12 protein-coding genes are annotated in these 17780 nt (G+C 67.8%); 8 read left to right on the forward strand and 4 right to left on the reverse strand.

Features of this window, described 5'->3' with window-relative positions; genetic code table 11:
- The 3 genes from KF833_23575 to KF833_23585 all read right to left on the reverse strand — a co-directional run.
- A partial coding sequence (locus KF833_23575; protein MBX3748299.1) for a transposase occupies window positions 1-902 on the reverse strand: 902 nt, incomplete at its 3' end.
- A gap of 554 nt (window positions 903-1456) precedes the next feature.
- On the reverse strand, window positions 1457-2104 hold the full coding sequence (locus KF833_23580; GenBank protein MBX3748300.1) for a response regulator transcription factor: 648 nt from the start codon (window positions 2102-2104) through the stop codon (window positions 1457-1459).
- Window positions 2101-5766 carry an ATP-binding protein gene (locus KF833_23585; protein MBX3748301.1) on the reverse strand — a complete coding sequence of 1222 codons (3666 nt, stop codon included), beginning with the start codon at window positions 5764-5766 and terminating at the stop codon, window positions 2101-2103. Before KF833_23585 ends, KF833_23580 begins: the two co-directional genes overlap by 4 nt.
- A 507-nt stretch (window positions 5767-6273) precedes the next feature.
- On the opposite strand from KF833_23585, the gene KF833_23590 reads away from it, so the two are divergent.
- On the forward strand, window positions 6274-7755 hold the full coding sequence (locus KF833_23590) for a DUF1501 domain-containing protein (GenBank protein MBX3748302.1): 1482 nt from the start codon (window positions 6274-6276) through the stop codon (window positions 7753-7755).
- Between the two features lie 22 nt (window positions 7756-7777).
- On the opposite strand, the gene KF833_23595 is transcribed toward KF833_23590, so the two are convergent.
- Window positions 7778-8743: an NAD-dependent epimerase/dehydratase family protein gene (locus KF833_23595; GenBank protein ID MBX3748303.1), complete on the reverse strand. Its 966-nt coding sequence runs from the start codon at window positions 8741-8743 to the stop codon at window positions 7778-7780.
- A 206-nt stretch (window positions 8744-8949) separates the two neighbouring features.
- Here KF833_23595 and KF833_23600 point away from each other — a divergent pair, with 206 nt between their 5' ends.
- Genes KF833_23600 through KF833_23630 form a run of 7 tightly spaced genes read left to right on the forward strand, consistent with a single transcriptional unit; the run spans window position 8950 to window position 17594 of the window.
- Window positions 8950-9222, forward strand: coding sequence for a WXG100 family type VII secretion target (locus KF833_23600; protein MBX3748304.1), 273 nt, complete (start codon window positions 8950-8952; stop codon window positions 9220-9222).
- Window positions 9223-9231: 9 nt separating this feature from the next.
- Window positions 9232-9810 (forward strand): hypothetical protein, encoded by a 579-nt coding sequence (locus KF833_23605; protein MBX3748305.1) that lies wholly within the window; start codon window positions 9232-9234, stop codon window positions 9808-9810.
- On the forward strand, window positions 9807-10019 hold the full coding sequence (locus KF833_23610) for a hypothetical protein (GenBank protein ID MBX3748306.1): 213 nt from the start codon (window positions 9807-9809) through the stop codon (window positions 10017-10019). Before KF833_23605 ends, KF833_23610 begins: the two co-directional genes overlap by 4 nt.
- A gap of 30 nt (window positions 10020-10049) precedes the next feature.
- Complete coding sequence (locus KF833_23615; GenBank protein ID MBX3748307.1) at window positions 10050-13940, forward strand: ATP-binding protein; 3891 nt, start codon at window positions 10050-10052, stop codon at window positions 13938-13940.
- 47 nt (window positions 13941-13987) lie between these two features.
- Window positions 13988-15436 (forward strand): FAD-binding protein, encoded by a 1449-nt coding sequence (locus KF833_23620; GenBank protein ID MBX3748308.1) that lies wholly within the window; start codon window positions 13988-13990, stop codon window positions 15434-15436.
- A 14-nt stretch (window positions 15437-15450) separates the two neighbouring features.
- Complete coding sequence (locus KF833_23625; GenBank protein MBX3748309.1) at window positions 15451-16299, forward strand: FAD-binding oxidoreductase; 849 nt, start codon at window positions 15451-15453, stop codon at window positions 16297-16299.
- Window positions 16296-17594, forward strand: a complete 1299-nt coding sequence (locus KF833_23630; protein MBX3748310.1) for a 4Fe-4S dicluster domain-containing protein — start codon at window positions 16296-16298, stop codon at window positions 17592-17594. The genes KF833_23625 and KF833_23630 overlap by 4 nt, the downstream gene beginning before the upstream one ends.
- Window positions 17595-17780: the final 186 nt, after the last annotated feature.

The raw sequence follows: 17780 nt of genomic DNA on the forward strand, positions 1-17780 counted from the left end.
GGAATCGGGGCGCCTCGAATGATCCGCGCACCGCTCTTGCGCCGCTTGCCGAACTTGTCCCGGTGCCGCTCCCACATCTGGTTCACGAACTCCTTCGAGCCCAGGAACACTCCATCGGTCATGTGCCGGATCCGTAGTCGTAGGATCTGCCCCAGCGGCAGTTCACCGCCCCGCGCCAGTTCCGCCCGGATCGCGTCCGGATCCAGCACCCGCTTGTCGCTCCGTCCCGCAGTGCCGCCAATCACATAGAGGGCCAGGCGATATTCGGCTGACGCCGCGCTCCAGTCGGCCGCGCCCAGAAAAGCCATGATTCCGCGGCGGATGACCTTGTCGCCGGTCAGGGCCGCAGCGTAGCCGCAGAAGCGGTAGTCCTTGGGATCGTTGACCAGGCCGGCGCGAACGGGGTTGAGGTCGATGTAGGCGGCGATGGCGCGGAGGGTGCTGGGACAGTCTTCCACCAGGACGCTGCGGAAACGTTCGCCCCAGAGGTAGCCGGTGCGGTCGTGGCGACGATTGTACCAGCGGGAGAAGCGTTGCTTGAACTCCTGGAGGAAGACGGAGAGGTCGGCGATGCGGGAGAGGACCGCTTGGCGGATGTCGTCAGGGATGGGTTGGCCCTTGTTGAGGGCGGCACGGGCGAGGGTGGGAAGAGTGGCCTTTGGGCCGTAGAAGTCCTCGAGTTTGGCGAGGATGACGTCGTCCGGGATGGAGTCCGGGAGGGGTTTGGGCGGGACGCGGATGAGGAGATGGAAGTGGTTGGACATCAAACAGAAGGTGATGATGTCGATGTCGCAGAACCGGGCGAGGTGGTGGAGGATGTTGAGGAGTTTGTGCTTGGCGGAGTCGTCGAGCAGATGAAGGCCGCCAGCGACGCGGGACATGCAGTGGAATGTCGCGGGCATGGAGGGATCGGCGGTAATTCGCGGCGTTCTCATTGAGTAATTTAGGGTTGAAGGAGAGGGAGTGCGAAGGGCAGGTGACTCGGATGACGTGACGAGGAGGCTGCAATAAATGGGTGCAATGTCAATTGTAAAAGGCCTGTCTTTTTATAATATTGTCTATGTTAACTAGCCTGTCGTTTTATATTCATTTCGGTCAAATGCTTTATGCCTGCCTGTTTGTTTTATGTTTTATGTTTTATGTTTTATGCTTTGGGTGACCTTCTTTCCCAACGCAGCGGGTTGACGTGATGAAGTAATCCTTGGCCGCCTGTTCCACAGGCTACTTTCGCCGGTTGGGCCGGCGACTCTGGATGCCCGGCGCCGATCCGTCGATGGCTTCAAACGATGCGTCCGCGTAATGCCCGGCGTCCACGTCTCCATCGAGGCAGATCGACGTGCCCAGCGCGACGGCCTGAAGCGTCTCCGATGTCTCATAAAGGAACCCGTCACTTCCGCTTTGGCATCGGGGTTGCCGGCAAGCCCCGGTTCCCGGTTCCGTCTTGCAGCGTGTCGGCTCATACGTCCTTGTCGCGAAACAACTTCATGGCCGCCTCGGTCCGGGATCGGACATGGAGCTTGGTGTAGGCGCTCTTGAGGTAGCCGCGGACGGTTTCGATCCCGATGCCCATGGCCTCGGCGATCTCCTTGTTGACATAGCCGCGGGCGACGTAGCCGAGGGTTTCCTCCTCCCGGGGGGAGAGATTCTCGGTCTCGCGCGGCGCCCGGTCACCGCGCTGAAAGGACTGGACGACCTTGCGGGCGATGTGACTGGACATGGGCGCGCCGCCACGGCGGACCTCGTCGATGGCCTGGAGGATCTCCTCGGAACTGCTCCGCTTGAGCAGATACCCGCAGGCCCCCATTTCGAGGGCTCGAAAGATGCGGTCGCTGTCGTCGTACACCGTAAGCATGACAATCTGCAGCTCCGGCAAGCGTTCCTTGAGGTGACGGGTGCATTCGACCCCGGACATGCAGGGGAGGTTGATGTCCATGAACACCAGGTCGGGACGCAGGCGCGGCACGACCTCGATGGCCTCCTCGCCCGAGGCGCAGACCCCGACGCACCGATGGCCGGGGCTGCCGTCGATCAGTGCCGCGAGGTGCGTGCGGATGCGGGCGTCGTCCTCGACAATGGCGATGGCGATGGCAGGGGAGTCGGTCATGGAAGGTTGGGGAACCCGGGCAATCGGAGTCGGAACTCGAGGGCGAGACCACCCTCGGGATGCGGGCGGACGGCGAGGCGGCCGCCGATTTCGTCGAGGCGCTGCCGGATGTTGCGGAGGCCGTCTCCCTCGCCGTTGCGGTTCGGTTCGGACCGGCCCGGATGGGTGGGGACGCCGGTGTCCGGCCGGCGGGTCAGGCCGCGGCCGTTGTCCTCGACAGCGATCACGAAGTCTCCCTGTTCGACCGCCAGTCGAAGGCGGACCTCGGTGGCCTGCGCATGGCGGACGACGTTGTGCAGGGCCTCCTTGGTGGCGAGGAAGAGGTGATGTCGCGCCTCGGTCGGGAGCGGCAACTCGGGAAGGTGAGCGGGGACGTCGAGGCGGCAGCGGATGGGGGTGAGGCGGAATAAGGAGACGGCGAACTGGGAGATGTAATTGGCGAGGTGATCGAGCGAGTCGTTGCGTGGGTTGACGGCCCAGACGATGGCGTCCATGGCTTGAACCATTTCCCGCGAGGCCTCGGAGATTTGCTGGAGGTGCGTCTCGACGTCGTCGGGGGACCGACGGCGACGGCGGGCAAGTTCGGTGAGGAGGGAGATCTGGGTGAGGGTGGAGCCGAGGTCGTCGTGGATATCGCGGGCGATGCGGGCCCGTTCCTTTTCGAGTCCGTGCTGACGTTCGAGGGTTTCGAGCTGGTGCCGGATCTTGCGAAGGGACCAGGTCCGGACGGACCAGCCGCCAACGGCGAGCGCGAGTCCTCCGGTGAGGGCAAGGAACCATCCCTGAGCCCAGAAGGGGGGCAGGACACGAAGATCGAGGCCGGTGCCTGCGAGGTTCCAAACGCCGTCGGCATTGCAGGCCTGGACCTCGAACCGATACCGGCCGGGCGGCACCCGGGTATAGGCGGCGACGCGCTGGGCGCCGGACTCGACCCAGGCGGCTTCGAGTCCGGCCAGCCGGTAACGGAACCGGTTCCGTTCGGGCGACACCAGGCTGAGAGCGGTGAAATGGAACTCGATTCGGCGGGCGCCGGGTTCGATGCGGCGTGCATCGGCGCGGCTTCCGGAACTCAGGAAATCGCCGGGCAGGGCCCCGTCGTGACCGTCCACCAGGACGCGTTCGATCAGGACCGGCGGCGGCAGGCGGTTCGGTTCGAAACGGGCGGGATCGACGCGGACGATGCCGCGGACGGTCGAGAACCAGAGGGTGCCGTCGCGGGCCTTGAGTCCGGCGGGGTGGAATCCGCCGGTGCATTCGACGCCATCGAGTCCTTCCTCGCGCCCGAAGGTGGCGACATTGAGCTGGCCGCCGCACCGCGCGACATCCTCGAGATCGTCGAGGGACAGGCGGAGGATGCCGCGGTTGGAGCCAAGCCAGAGATGCCCAAGGTCGTCGGGAAGGATCTGGGAGATCACCTCGTTGGGGAGCCCTTGTGCCGCGGTGAAGGCGTCGATGCGGTCCCCCTGGAGGCGGGCCAGGCCACGATCGGTGCCGACCCAGAGGGTGCCCGACGCATCGCGATGGAGGGTGCGGACGACATCCGAAGGCAGCCCGTCGTGCCGGGAACGTCGGATGGAGCGAACGGGGATGTCCACGCCCGCGGCACGGGTTGCCCGGGCCCGCTGGTCCGGGGAGAGGTGAAGCAGGCCGCCGCCCCCGGTCCCAACCCAGAGGCCGCGCCGCCCATCGTCGAGGAGCGAGGTCACCGGATGCGACCCTGACAGACCTTCCAGCCGGACGGAATGGAACGTGCCCTCGTGAAACCACAGAACTCCCCGGAACGCGGTCCCGACCCAGAGGCCCCGATCGGGATCGGGGAGGAGGGCGGTCACCGGTTCGTCGTGGTGGCGCTGGGCAAGGACGAAGTGGGCGATGTCACGACCGTGGAGGCGGAACAGACCGCCGCCCCAGGTACCGATCCACAGGGCGCCGTCGGGAGCCGGGGCCAGGGACCAGACGCATTCGTTGTCGAGGAGGTAGTTGGGTTGGTACGGGGCGAAGTGCCCTTGGCGGCCGACGCTGAGCCCGCCGCAATTCGAGCCCACCCAAATGGCGCCGTCGGTGTCTTCGATGAGCGACATCACGGTGTTGTGGGAAAGTCCGTCGCGGGTGGTGAGGGTGGTCAGGCGGCGGGGTTTGAGACGGTTGAGACCACCCCCGACCGTGCCGATCCACAGATTGCCCTCGCGATCCTCGAAGAGGCTGCGGATGGAATTGTCGGAAAGCCCCTCCTGGGTGGTGATGGAAAGAAACCTGCCGTCCCGCCAACGGCGCAGGCCGCCATTGGCGGTGCCCACCCAGACGTCGCCGTTGCGGGTCTCGAGGATCTCCCAGACGCTGTTGAGCAGATGGCCGGGTTGTTCGGGATGGATGCGAACGACGTCCGCACCGGGATCGACGGAGGCGAGATAGTTGTTGGCCCCGCCGAACCAGAGCCGGCCGCTGGGGCCGCGATGCAGGGCGAACATGCTGGTGAACTGCCCCGGTTCACCGGTGACCGTCGGACGTTCGAGCATGGCCCCACGACCGACAGCGATGGACGAATGGACAATGCACCAGGCGGAGTCCTCGACCGGGACGATCCTCGAGACCGAAGGGGAATCAAAGCTGCCACCGCCCGGGCCCGGCACCCAATGCGACCCATCCCGGATGAGGATGCCGCCGGCGGTGCCGACCCAGAGCCGGCCGCGGGGATCCTCGGCGAGGGACAGGACCCGGTCGGAAGGCAATCCTTGGTCCTGGGTCCAGCGGGTGAAAGCGCCATGCTGAAGGCGCACGAGCCCGCCGCCCTCGGTGCCGATCCAGAGGGCGCCGTGACGGTCGTGGAGCAGGGCAAGGACCCGCGGATCGGGCAGGCCGGCATCGCGGTCGAGCACGAAGAACCGGATGCCGTCGAAGCGGACCAGCCCGTTCAAGGTGCCGAGCCAGAGGTAGCCGTCCGGTCCCTGGGACAGCGCCGTGACGGTATTGCCGGGGAGGCCGTCGGAAGTCTGCCAGCGGTCGATGGTGTACTCAGGCGACGGATGTTCGATGTCGGCCGGAAGTCCGGAGGCGGTGGGCACGAACCGATGCGTGAACTGGCGTGCCACAGGCGCCAGCCAGGCGTCGGTGGGATCGCCGGGCAACGGTTCCCGATCGGCCGATGACGCCACAACCGTCCAGTCGCTGCCGTCCAGGGAGACTTCGATGACGTAGTCGGTGGCCAGGCGGTCCACGAATTTCCCTTCGCGGTCGCGGCTCCACACCAGGCGATGGAGGATCGCGGGCTGGGGGAGTTCGATGCGGACCCAGGCACCCTCGCGCCGGTCGGCGATCCAGCAACGGCCGTTGCCGTAGCGGCCGTCGTTGATGCCGGCCAGTTCATGGATGGCGTAGCCGGGGAGGGTGCCTGAGGCGGTGGCGCGCCCGCCGTGGGCGGCCAGGGCAAGGTTCCGCGTTTCGTCGTCCGGGCCGTAGATCTCGATCGCGTCGAAGCCCGGCTCGCCCCAATTGGTGGCGTGGATCGTGAAGCGAATGTGGCGGGCGGGAACGGGGGGAAATTCCTCGACGGTTCGGCGTGGATGAACCGGTTCCCGCAGGGCCGCTGACCCGGGCCACGGGGCGAGCAGGACACACCCCGCCAGCCCCAGTGCAAGAAGGCGATGGAAGGTCGGGCGGCGCATTGAAGCGGAGGTGAGGGAGGTCTAGGCGCGATGGGACATCCGCTCAATCCCGGAGTGCGTCCCGAGGCGGATTCCCGTGCAGCCCGGAGTGGTGGGGAGAGGTGCGAACATCGCGAAGCGTCGCTGCCGGGAGGAGGGGGGAGGCCCGGCCTCGAAATCGAAATCGAGGTCAACATCCGACAAGGCCCTGCGGTCCGCTCGGGCGCAACTCCATGTTGTCGGAGATGCGATCGGTCAAGGGATACGACGAGGGGACCGCCGGGATCGGGGATCCGAGATCAGGGATCGAGTACGGGCACCGCGGGTCGGGATGATTACGATTACGATTACGATTACGATTACGAGTACGATTACGATTACGAGTACGAGACTGAGACAGGGAAAAGATGACCTGCTTCCTACATCCACCCGATCGGGGGGGTGGCGCACCACCGGGCGTTCCGGCTAAGGTGGCGCAACCGCCTGGCGAGCACACCGAATGCGCGCGCCCGGAGGTGCGAACCGACCATGAACGCGAACCCGATCAGTCATGCGGGCCGATGGATGATGCGGCGCCGCGATTTCCTGCGGTACGGCGGCACCGGGCTGAGCGGCCTGGCCCTGACGACCTTGTTGTCGGAGCAGGGGCTGCTGCGGGCCGGCACGGGGCCGATCCGTCCGGAATGGAACCCCGAAGACCCCCTGGCGCCGCGGCAACCTCACTTCCCGGCCAAGGCCAGGAATGTCGTGGTCATCTTCTGCTCGGGCGCGTGCGCGCACCTCGAGACCTGGGACTACAAGCCCGAGTTGTTCCGGAGGCACGGGCAACCGATGCCGGGGTCGGAGAGTCTGATCACCTTTCAGGGGGAGAACGGAGCCCTGGCCCGGCCGCACTGGGAGTTCCGCCCGCGCGGCCAGTCGGGAAAGATGATTTCGGACATGCTGCCGAGACTGGCGGACATGGCGGACGACTTCTGCTTCATCCATTCGATGACCGCGAAGTCGAACACGCACGGTCCGGCGGAGAACCAGATGAGCACCGGGTTCATCCTCGACGGGTTCCCGAGCATGGGGGCGTGGGTGAGTTACGCGCTGGGCACCGAGAACCGGGATCTGCCGGCCTACGTGGCCATCCCCGATCCGCGCGGCGTGCCGCAGGTCGGGCCCAACCATTGGAGTTCGGCCTTCCTGCCGGCGGTGTTCCAGGGGGTCGCCTTCAACGCCGACGAGCCGATTCCCAATCTCGCCACCCCGGCCGGCATCGGCGAGGCGGGGGACCGTCAGGCCCGGGACTTCCTCCGGTTCCTGAACGACCGGCACCTGGCGACGCATCCCGGCGACACCGACCTGAGCGCACGCATCGCCAGTTATGAACTGGCCGCCCGGATGCAGCTCAGCGCGGCGGAGGTCGGCGACTTCTCGGGGGAATCCAGGGCGACGCTCGCCTTGTATGGCGTGGACGACCCGAACACGCTGAAGGCGCGGTTCGCCCGGAACTGCCTGCTGGCGCGGCGCCTGGTCGAGCGCGGGGTGCGGTTCGTCCAGCTCTTCAACGGGGCCTACGCCATGGGCGAGGGGGTGGGCAACTGGGACGGACACAAAACCCTCAAGGAGCAGTACGATGTGCATCGGGAAATCCTCGACCAGCCGGCCGCCGCCCTCCTCCAGGACATGAAGGCCCGAGGTCTCCTGCAGGACACCGTGGTCGCCTGGGTCACCGAGTTCGGCCGCATGCCCACGTTCCAGAAGGATGCCAGCGGCCGGGACCACAATCCGCACGGCTTCACCGTCTGGCTCACCGGCGCCGGGGTCCGGCCTGGATTCAGTTACGGGCAGACGGACGAGTTCGGGTACCGGGCGGTGGAGAACCCCTGCACCATCTACGATCTGCACGCCACCCTCCTGCACCTGCTCGGCGTCGATCACGAACGGCTCAGCTACTACCACAACGGCATCGAACGCCGCTTGACCGACGTCCACGGGCACGTCATCGAACCGGTCCTGGCATGATTCATGACCGGCAGGGATCGGTTCATCCGGCCAGTCCGGCCGTGATGCGGATGATCCGGTCCAGCGGGGTGCGCGGGCGGTAGCCGGTCAGGCGTTCGAGCTTCTCGAGGGACGGTCGTCTTCGTTGCATGTCCTCGAACCCGGGCGCATAGGCCTGCTCGTAGGGGATGTTTTCGAGGGGGGCGCCGGACCCGGTCCCGGCGAGGACCCGGCGGGCAAGTTCGAGAATCGAGATCTCTTCGTCGTTGCCCACGTTCACCACCTGGCCCAGCGCCTCCGGCGCGCGCCACAACCGTACCAGGGCCTCGACGGTGTCGTGGACCAGGCAGAAACAGCGGGACTGATGTCCCGTTCCAAAGACCCGCAGCGGCTGTCCGGTCCGGGCCGCCTCGATGAAGCGCGGGAGAACCATTCCGTACCGGCCGGTCTGCCGGGGGCCGACGGTATTGAACAGGCGGACGATGATGGTGCCCAGCCCGCGTTCCCGGGCGTAGGCGAGCGTCAGGAACTCGTCCATGAGTTTCGAGCAGGCGTAGCTCCAGCGTCCCAGGTGGGGCGGGCCGATGAGGAGATCGTCCTCCTCGCGAAAGACGTCGCGCTGGCTCTTGCCGTACACTTCGGAGGTCGAGGTGAAGAGGAGTGGCACCCGCGCGGCGGCGGCGGAGCGGAGGACGGCCTCGGTCTCGGCGAGGTTGTTGTGGATGGTGGCGACGGGGGAACGGACGACCAGATCGACCCCGACCGCGGCGGCCAGGTGGAAGATGAACGCAGCCCCGCCCGCGAGGGCATCGAGGCGGGCGCATTCCGAAACCCGCCCCTCGATCAGGTCGAGACAGGGATCGTTCCGGACACATGCCAGGTTGTCCGGCGTCCCGGTGGAGCCGTCATCGAGCACCACCACCCGATGTCCGTCGGCAAGGAGACGTTCGACCAGGTGGGACCCGATGAATCCGGCCCCGCCGGTGACCAGCACGTGTCGTCCGCTCATGAGGCGGACATGGTATCGCGAAGCCCCGGCCGGGGAACAGCCGGCGGCTCAACGGCGCTGCGAAGGGCATGCCAAAGAGGAAGGGAGTTTGCCGGCGGGCATCCGGGCGGATAGCTTGGAGGCACAATCCGGGCCGGAAGGATTTCAGTGGTCATCCGGTGGCGGGCTCACCCAGGATCACCCACGATCACACGAAAGGACGACGCATGGCGCAGGCAATCATGAACCCTGAGGAGGTGCGGCGGTTCGCCGAGGAGTTGAAGCGGTTCAACGTGGATCTGCAGGCGCGGATGGCGTCGCTGCAGGCCCGGTTTGCGGCCCTGGGGGACACCTGGCAGGACCAGGAACACGAGAAGTTCGCCGAGGAATTCCGGGCGACCCTCCGGTCACTCAAGCATTTCGTCGAGGTGGCCGACCGGCATGCGCCGTATCTCCTCCGCAAGGCGGGCCGGATCGAGGAGTACCTGAAACAGCGCTAGGAGCCGCCTATGCCGGAACGGGCGCATGTGGGGTCGGTCGAGGCAGTCGAGGCCTTCCGGGCCCGTCTGATCGGCTACCTCGACAAGGCGCGTCCGGTGCTCGAGGAAGTGAGCGCCGACCTTCGAAAAGTGCAGTACTGGCTCGAAACCGAGCAGCGGGTCCATTGGGAACGCGAACTGCGCCGGCGCGAACGGGCCCTGGACGAGGCGAAGCAATCCCTGTTCAGCGCCCAGCTCTCCGACTTCCGGGAGGCGGGAGCCTTCGAACAGTCGGCCGTCCACCGTGCCCGGCGCGCCCTCGAGGAATGCCGGGAGTCGCTCGATCGTGTGCGCCGCTGGAGCCGGGACCTCGGGCCGCGCACCGAACCGCTGACCCGCCGCGTTCAGGCGCTCGACACCGTCTTCTCCCACGAGATGGCCATGGCCGTGGCCTTTCTCACCGAGGTGGTCCGCCACCTGGCCGCCTATGCCGGCCTCCGGCCTTCCACCGGTCCAGGCGAGCCCCACCTCCCGTCCACGGCCATGCCGCCCGCCCCGGCCCCGGCCAACCCATCCGAACCGCCCCCCAACGATGGGAGGCCACCGTGAGCCTCGGTTCGAGTCGGGCACGCCTCACCGGGTTGACCCGCGAACTGATGGCACACTGGCAGGAGACAAAGGAAACCTGGGATGATGCGAAAAGCGCCGAGTTCGAAGCCCGCTTCCTGACGCCCCTGACGGCGGCGGTGGACCGCGCCTCGGAAGCCCTGGAGCACCTCGACGAACTGGTGAACAAGGTGCGGAAGGATTGTGAGTAGACGCCAGGACCTCGCCGCCATGCCCCGATCATGAGATGTCTCGACTCGACCCTGGATCTGCTCGACGGATGGCGTGACAGCCTCCGCGACCTCGCGGCCCGTCGCGCCGCCGAGGACGCCCGCCACCGCAAAGCCCTCGCCCTCGAACTGGCCCGGGCGCGGGCCGGTCTGGACAACGAGGATCAGCGCCACGCGGAGGCGGCTCAACGAACGTCCGAATGGTTCCGACAGGCCCTGGCCCGCACGGACGAACGCCATCGCTCCCGGTCCGGCCGCCTGGAACGCGCCAAACGCCAGGCCGGAAGATCGATGCTCGAACGGATCGAGGCGCGTGAAGGTCAGCGGAAATACGATCTGCAGCGCGAGATGCTGCGGGTGACCCGGGACCGCGATTCCCGCCTGGCCGCGGCGGATGCCACTCTCGCCGCCTGGTCGGCTCACCTCGCCGGACAAAGGACGTTCCTGGACCGCTTGGAAAAGGCGACCGAGTCGTCGCTGGGAGTCTATGGACGCTGGTTTCGGGATCGCTGGCTGCGGGCGCACGAGAACGTGACGGCGGACGTTTCCGGGACGGAGGATCAACTGGCGGAGCAACTCGGAAGCGTATTGCAGGAACTGGATCGCGACCTGGGTTCCTTCCGCCGCCGAATCCTGCCCCGCGTCTCCGGAGGGTGGCCGTTGGGCCTGGCCCTCGCCTTCGTGCCATGCCTTGCCATCCCGGTCCTCCAGCATCTCGGTTACCACGCCCTGACCTACCGCGAGGCCGCGGCGTTCACCGCGGCCGCGTTGGCGCTGGGCGTCTTCCTCTACTTCGCCGGCCGTCGCGGCGCCGCGGCGGCAACCGACAGGATCCTCGAGGGACTGGGCCAGGCCCGCCTTCTCCACGAAGCCTGCACCGCCAAGGCCGAAACCACCCATCGACAGGAACGGGAAGCGGCCCAACGCACCCATGACGAGGCCGCCGAACGGGCCACCCATGCCTGGCACGACGCCTTGGAAACCGCGGCGCGGGAACGGGCCGAATACCCGGCCCGTCTCGACGCACGATTCGCACGGGGAATGGCCCGGCACGAACGCCTGCAACAACAGCGCCGTCGCAGCCTCGAGGCCGATCGCGATGCCCTCGAAGAGTCGCAGCACCAGGACCACCAGGAACGCCGCGCCGCCCTCGAACGCGAGTCCCAACAGCGCCGGAACACGATCGAAGCGAAACACCGCGAGGCGTCGGCCGTCCTGGACGCCGAATCGGATCAACGCGTCCGCCCCGCCCTCGAACGACTGGAGGAGGCCCGCCGCATTCCCGTGGCCGAATCGCCCGGCTGGGAGGAAGAACGATGGGCCGCCTGGGAACCCCCGGTCGCGTTTGCCGGCGCCGTCCGATGCGGACGGCTGGAAGTCGATCTCCCGCGTTTCACGGGGCTGACCGACCCCGAACCGCACCGGGCCGGAGCCCCTCCCGAGCCGTTGACCCTGCCGCTCCTGCTCACCTTTCCCGAGCAGGGCTCCTTGTGGATCGAAACCCGGGGCGGCGGACGGGACATGGCCATCTCCGCCTTGAACCAGGTGGTGCTGCGCCTCCTCGCCGAATCGCCTCCGGGCCGGATCGGCCTGACGGTGATCGATCCCGTAGGCTTGGGCGGGAGCTTCGCGGGCATCATGCACCTCACCGACCAGGCGGAGCACCTGGTGGACGGACGCCTGTGGACGCAGCCGGGTCAGATCGAGGAACGCCTGGGCGAACTCAATGAACACCTCGAAAAGGTGATCCAGACCTATCTCCGCGATGAGTACGCCACCATCGCCGAGTACAATCGCGAGGCGGGTCACATCGCCGAGCGCTACCGGTTCCTCGTGATCGCCGATTTCCCGGTCAACTTCAGCGAACTCGCCCTCCGACGCCTCCGCAACATCCTCGTCAACGGACCGCGTTGCGGCGTGTACACCCTGGCCCATCACGACGCCCGCCAGCCGTTGCCAGCCGAATTCCCCACCCAGGAATGGCGGGCCGCAACGGTCCGTCTCCGCGCCGACCATGGCCCCGCCGGATTCGCCCTGGCCGACCGCGAGACGGCAGGACTGGAAATCCACCTGGAAAGGGCCCCCGCCCCGGAAGTAGCCATTCCCCTGCTCCAAATGGTGGCCCGGGCCAGTGCCGATTCGCACCGCGTCGAGGTCCCCTTTCAGCAGGTGGCCCCGGACGATTCCCAAAGGTGGTCGCTCGACACCCGCACCGAACTGCGCGTGCCCATCGGGCGCACCGGCGCCACCAAGCTCCAGTACCTGTCCCTCGGAAAGGGAACCCGTCAGCACGCCCTGATCGCCGGAAAGACCGGCTCCGGCAAGTCCACCCTGTTCCATGTCCTCATCACCAACCTCGCCCTCTGGCACCCGCCCGGAGAAGTCGAGTTCTACCTCGTGGACTTCAAGAAGGGTGTCGAGTTCAAGTGCTACGCCGCCCACCGGCTGCCCCATGCCCGGGTGGTCGCCATCGAAAGCGACCGGGAATTCGGAGTGAGCGTCCTCCAACGCGTGGACGAGGAACTGCGACACCGGGGAGACCTGTTCCGTGCCGCCGGTGTCCAGAACCTCGACGCCTACCGGGCCACCGCCAATGCCCTCCCCATGCCCCGCGTCCTTCTGCTCATCGACGAATTCCAGGAGTTCTTCGTCGAGGAGGACCGGCTGGCCCAGACAGCCTCGCTTCTCCTCGACCGCATCGTCCGCCAGGGCCGGGCCTTCGGAGTCCATGCCATCCTCGGTTCCCAAACCCTCGGAGGCGCCTACACCGTGGCCCGCAGCACGCTGGGCCAGATGGTCGTCCGCATCGCCCTCCAATGCAACGAGGCCGATGCCTACCTGATCATGGATGACGGCAACGCCGCCCCCCGCCTCCTGTCCCGCCCCGGGGAAGGCATCTACAACGACGCCGCAGGCGCCCGCGAGGGCAACAGCCCCTTCCAAACCGTCTGGTTGCCGGACGACGTGCGGGATCGGTGCCTCGCCCAGGTGCGTCAACGAGCCGATCAGAGCGGCTTCACCGCGGGCCCGATGATCTTCGAGGGCGATGCCCCGGCGGACCCCGGCGAAAACGAGGCCATGCGCAACCTCTGGAACGCCCCGGCCCCGCAGTCCGCACCCGCCGAGTCCCGCATCTGGCTGGGGGCACCCAATGCCATCAAGGGCCCCACCGAGGTCATCCTCGCCCGTCGCCGCGGCGATCACCTGCTCGTCGTCGGACAACGGGAGGAGTCCGCCACCGCCATCCTCGTCGGTGCCCTGGCCGCTCTCGGCGCCCAGTTCCCCCCGGGCCGGGCGAGGTTCCTCGTGCTCGACGGACACCCGCCCGAAGGTCGATCCCGGCAGGTCCTCGATTCACTCACAGGCGGCATGCCCCATGAGGTGGTGTCGGGTACCGTGGCCGATCTCGATGCAGTCCTCGAACGGGCGGGCGAATCGTTGCGCACGGCCATCCAGGGAGGAGAAGACGCACCCGGCCCAACCCACTTCCTCCTGCTTCACGGCCTGGAACATTTCCGGCGCCTCCGCGCTGACGACGATTTCGGGTACCGATCCAGCGATGCCCCGGCAACCCCCGCGGAACGTCTGAAATCCCTCCTCGACGAAGGGCCCGGGCATGGCTTCCACATCCTGGCAACCGTCGGGACCTACGCCGACGCCGTGCAGGCCCTGGGCCGCAAGACCCTGGCCGAGTTCGGATGGCGGGTGCTCTTCCAGATGGGGGCCAACGATTCGGCAAACCTCATCGACAGCCCCCAGGCCAGTCGCCTCGGACTCCACCGGGCCCTCCTCTACCAGGAACGCGCCGGCACCACGGAACTCTTCCGCCCCTACGCCCTGCCGGACGCATCCTGGATGGACGAGGCCCGCACGGCCCTGGCCAAACGTGCCCCCCATCGGTAGGCACCTGCCCTCTTCCCCGCCCCGCTACGCCCCGCTACGGTCACCCCATGCCCCCGGTCCCGGCCGTCGATCCCGACTTCATCCTCACCCTCCGCCACATCGTGGGCACCGATGGCGTCCTGTCCGATCCAGCCGAACTCCTCGTGTACGAGTGCGACGCCTACACCCTCGAACGGCGCCTGCCCCAACTGGTGGTCCTCCCACGATCCCCCGGCGAAGTCGCCGAAGTCGTCCGCGAATGCCATCGCCGCGCCTTCCCCATCATTCCCCGTGGCGCCGGCACCAGCCTCAGCGGTGCCGTCCTCGCCGTCGAAGGTGGCATCACCCTCGCCCTTACCCGCATGAACCGGGTGCTCCATATCGACCCCGTCCACCGCCGCGCCCTCGTCGAGGCCGGATGCGTCAATCTCCGCGTCAGCCAGGCCGCCGCCCCCCACGGTCTCCTCTACGCCCCGGACCCCTCCAGCCAAAGCGCCTGCACCATCGGCGGCAACATCGGCACCAACTCCGGCGGACCCCACACCCTCAAACTCGGCGTCACCACCCACCACGTCCTCGGCCTCGAACTCGTCCTCCCCGATGGCACCCCCGTCTGGCTCGGCACCGCCCCCGGCGAAGGCGAGGAGGACGACGGCATCGATCTGCGCGGCGTCGTCATCGGCGCCGAAGGAATGTTCGGCGTCGTCACCCGCGCCCTCCTCCGCCTCGTCCCCGCCCCCGCCGACTGGCGCACCCTCCTCGGCATCTTCGAGTCCGTCGAGGACGCCAGCCACGCGGTCAGCGACATCATCGCCGCCGGCATCGTTCCCGCCGCCCTCGAAATGATGGACCAACTCATCACCCGGGCCGTCGAGGACGCCTACCACGTCGGGTTCCCCCCCGATGCCGGGGCGGTCCTCATCGTGGAACTCGACGGCGATCCGCCCGGCCTCGAACCCCAGGCCGCGCAGATCGAGGAAATCTGCCGGCTCCACCGATGCCGCTCCATCCGGGCTGCCCGCGACGCCGCCGAACGCGCCGCCATCTGGAAATCCCGAAAACGCGCCTTCGGAGCCATCGGCCGGCTCAGCCCCAATTACCTCACCCAGGACGGCGTCGTCCCCCGCTCGCGCCTCCCGGAGATCATGCACTTCATCGCCCGCACCGCCGAACGCCACCGCCTCCGCATCCCCAACGTTTTCCACGCCGGCGACGGCAACATCCATCCCCTCGTCCTCTACGATGAATCCGATCCCGATCAGATCCGGCGCGCCGTCACCGCCGGACACGAGATCCTCGAACACTGCCTCGCCCTCGGCGGCAGCGTCAGCGGCGAACACGGCATCGGCGTCGAGAAAATCGACTTCATGAGCCGCCAGTTCGATGCCCCGTCCCTCGCTGCCATGCACCGGCTCCGCGATGTCTTCGACCCCGATCGCCGCTGCAACCCCCACAAGGTCCTCCCCGGCGGACGTCGCTGCCTCGACTTCTTCCCCAACCGTCAGGCGGCCGTCTGAACGCCTCGCCCGCCATGTCCGCCACCCCGATCGAACACCGGCCCGAGGACCTCACCTGCACCACCCCCTGCGACATCACCCTCGAAGCGCTCCAGCACACCCTTGCCGCCGCCCGCCAGTGGCTTCCCGTCGACCCCCCCCATCCCGGCCGGCGCACCGTCGGCAAGGTCATCTCGGAGAACCTTACCGGCCCCCATCGCCTCGGCTTCGGCACACTGCGCGACTACCTCATCGGACTGGATATCGACCTCGCCGACGGCACCCGCATCCGCTCGGGCGGCCAGGTGGTCAAGAATGTCGCGGGCTACGATCTTCACAAACTCTTCATCGGTTCCCGGGGCTCCCTCGGCACCCCGGTCCGCGCCACCTTCCGACTTCTTCCGCTTCCCGCAGCCCGCCACGCCGCGGGCCTGACCGCCCCGACGGTCGTCGAGGCCTTCCGGTTCGCCGCCGAAGCGTTCCGCCGCGTCCCCCTCCTCGTCGCCCTCGATGTCTGCCGCCCTGGCGCCGCGGACCTCGCCTGCCATGTCCATGCCCGGTGTGCGGGCACGGAACCCGACGTTCAGGACCAGTCCCGTCGCCTGGCCGAACTCGGCTTCCTCCCGATCGATCCGATCCGCTGGGACGAGCAGCTCTGGCCCGACCCCTCCCAACCCCCCACACGCTCCACCGTTCTCCCCTCGCACCTTCCCAGCGCAACCCTCGATCTGGGAGACCGGCCGTTCGTCGCCCGTGCCGGCAACGGCATCCTCCTCCATTCCGGCCCGCCCGTCCGTCGCCGGCGCGAACCGCCCCGCTTTCTCCTCGACCGCCTCAAGGCCGCCTTCGATCCCGAAGGTCACCTCCCGCCCTTGCCCGAATGAACGCCCCACCCTCCAGCACCCCGACCGCCTTCCTCGATCCGCAGCGCGCAGCCGCCTGCGTCCATTGCGGCCTCTGCCTCTCCGCCTGCCCCACCTATCTCGAAACCGGCAACGAAAACGATTCCCCGCGCGGACGCATCCACCTGATGCGTGCCCTCGCCGCGGGGCGCCTTGCCCCAAACGGCGCCGCCGTCCGGCACCTCGACCTTTGCCTCGGCTGCCGCGCCTGCGAACCCGCCTGCCCCAGCGGCGTCGCCTACGGACACCTCCTCGAAGCCACCCGCGATCACCTCGACCGTGTCCACCGTCGCCACCCGGTTCAGACCTTCCTCCGCCGTGTCCTCATCGGCCGCATCCTCCCCCATCCCCGACGCCTGGCGATCGCCCTTCTCCCCGCCCGGTTCGCCCGCGCCGCCCACCTCGAACCGCTCCTCCCCGCCTCGGCCCGTGCCTGGCTGGACCTCCTCCCCTTTCCTCTCGAACCCGCCCTTGCCGCACCTCCTCTTCCCGAAGTGTCCCCTGCCTCCGCTTCCCCCCGGCTTGGGCGGGTCGCACTTCTCACCGGCTGCGTGATGCATGCCCTCTTCCGCAACACCCACCACCAGACCGTCCGCCTCCTCAATGCCGCCGGCTACGACGTCCTCATTCCACCCAACCAGACCTGCTGCGGCGCCCTCCATGCCCACGGCGGTCAACTCGATACCGCCCGCGCCGCCGCCCGCCACAACCTCGAAGCGTTCCCTGTCGCCGAACTCGACGCCATCGTCGTTAATGCCGCCGGCTGCGGTTCCACCCTCAAGGACTACGGCTCCCTCCTCGCCGGCGACCCCGATAATGCCGGCGCTGCCCACGCCTTCGCTCAACGCGTCCGCGATCTCACCGAGTGGCTGGCCGCCACTCCCGGCTTTCCTGAACAACTTGCCCGCCTCGGCCAGCACCTCCCCGGCACCGACCGCATCGCCTGCCACGACGCCTGCCACCTCGCGCATGCCCAGGGCATCACCGAGGCTCCCCGCCGCCTCATTCGCGCCGCTGCGGGCAATCGTTATGTCGAATTGCCCGAAACCGACCTCTGCTGCGGCAGCGCCGGCAGCTATTCCCTCACCGAACCGGCCATGTCCCGCCGCCTCCGCGACCGTAAGGTCCGTCATCTCGCCTCCCTTGGCTCGGTCACCGTCGTCACCACCAACCCCGGCTGCCATATGCAACTCCAGGCCGGACTCCGCGAGGCGCGTCTCCGCACCTCCCGCGTCGTCCACATCGCCGACTGGCTCGGCGATCTCCTGCCTCCCTGAACCGCCAGCACGGCGACCAGGTTCGACCCCGGCCCGGATTCGAGCCAGGCACCCGCTCAGCGGCTCTACCGGGTGACTTCCCAACCGATGCAGGCGACTTAGCCCACGGCATCGACTCGCAGATCCCGAAGCACGGTAAGCCCCGGGATGGGAGCGCCACGAATGATCCGTGCGCCGCTCTTGCGA

The sequence above is a fragment of the Verrucomicrobiia bacterium genome, assembly GCA_019634625.1.
In the GTDB taxonomy this organism is placed as follows: Bacteria; Verrucomicrobiota; Verrucomicrobiia; order Limisphaerales; family CAIMTB01; genus CAIMTB01.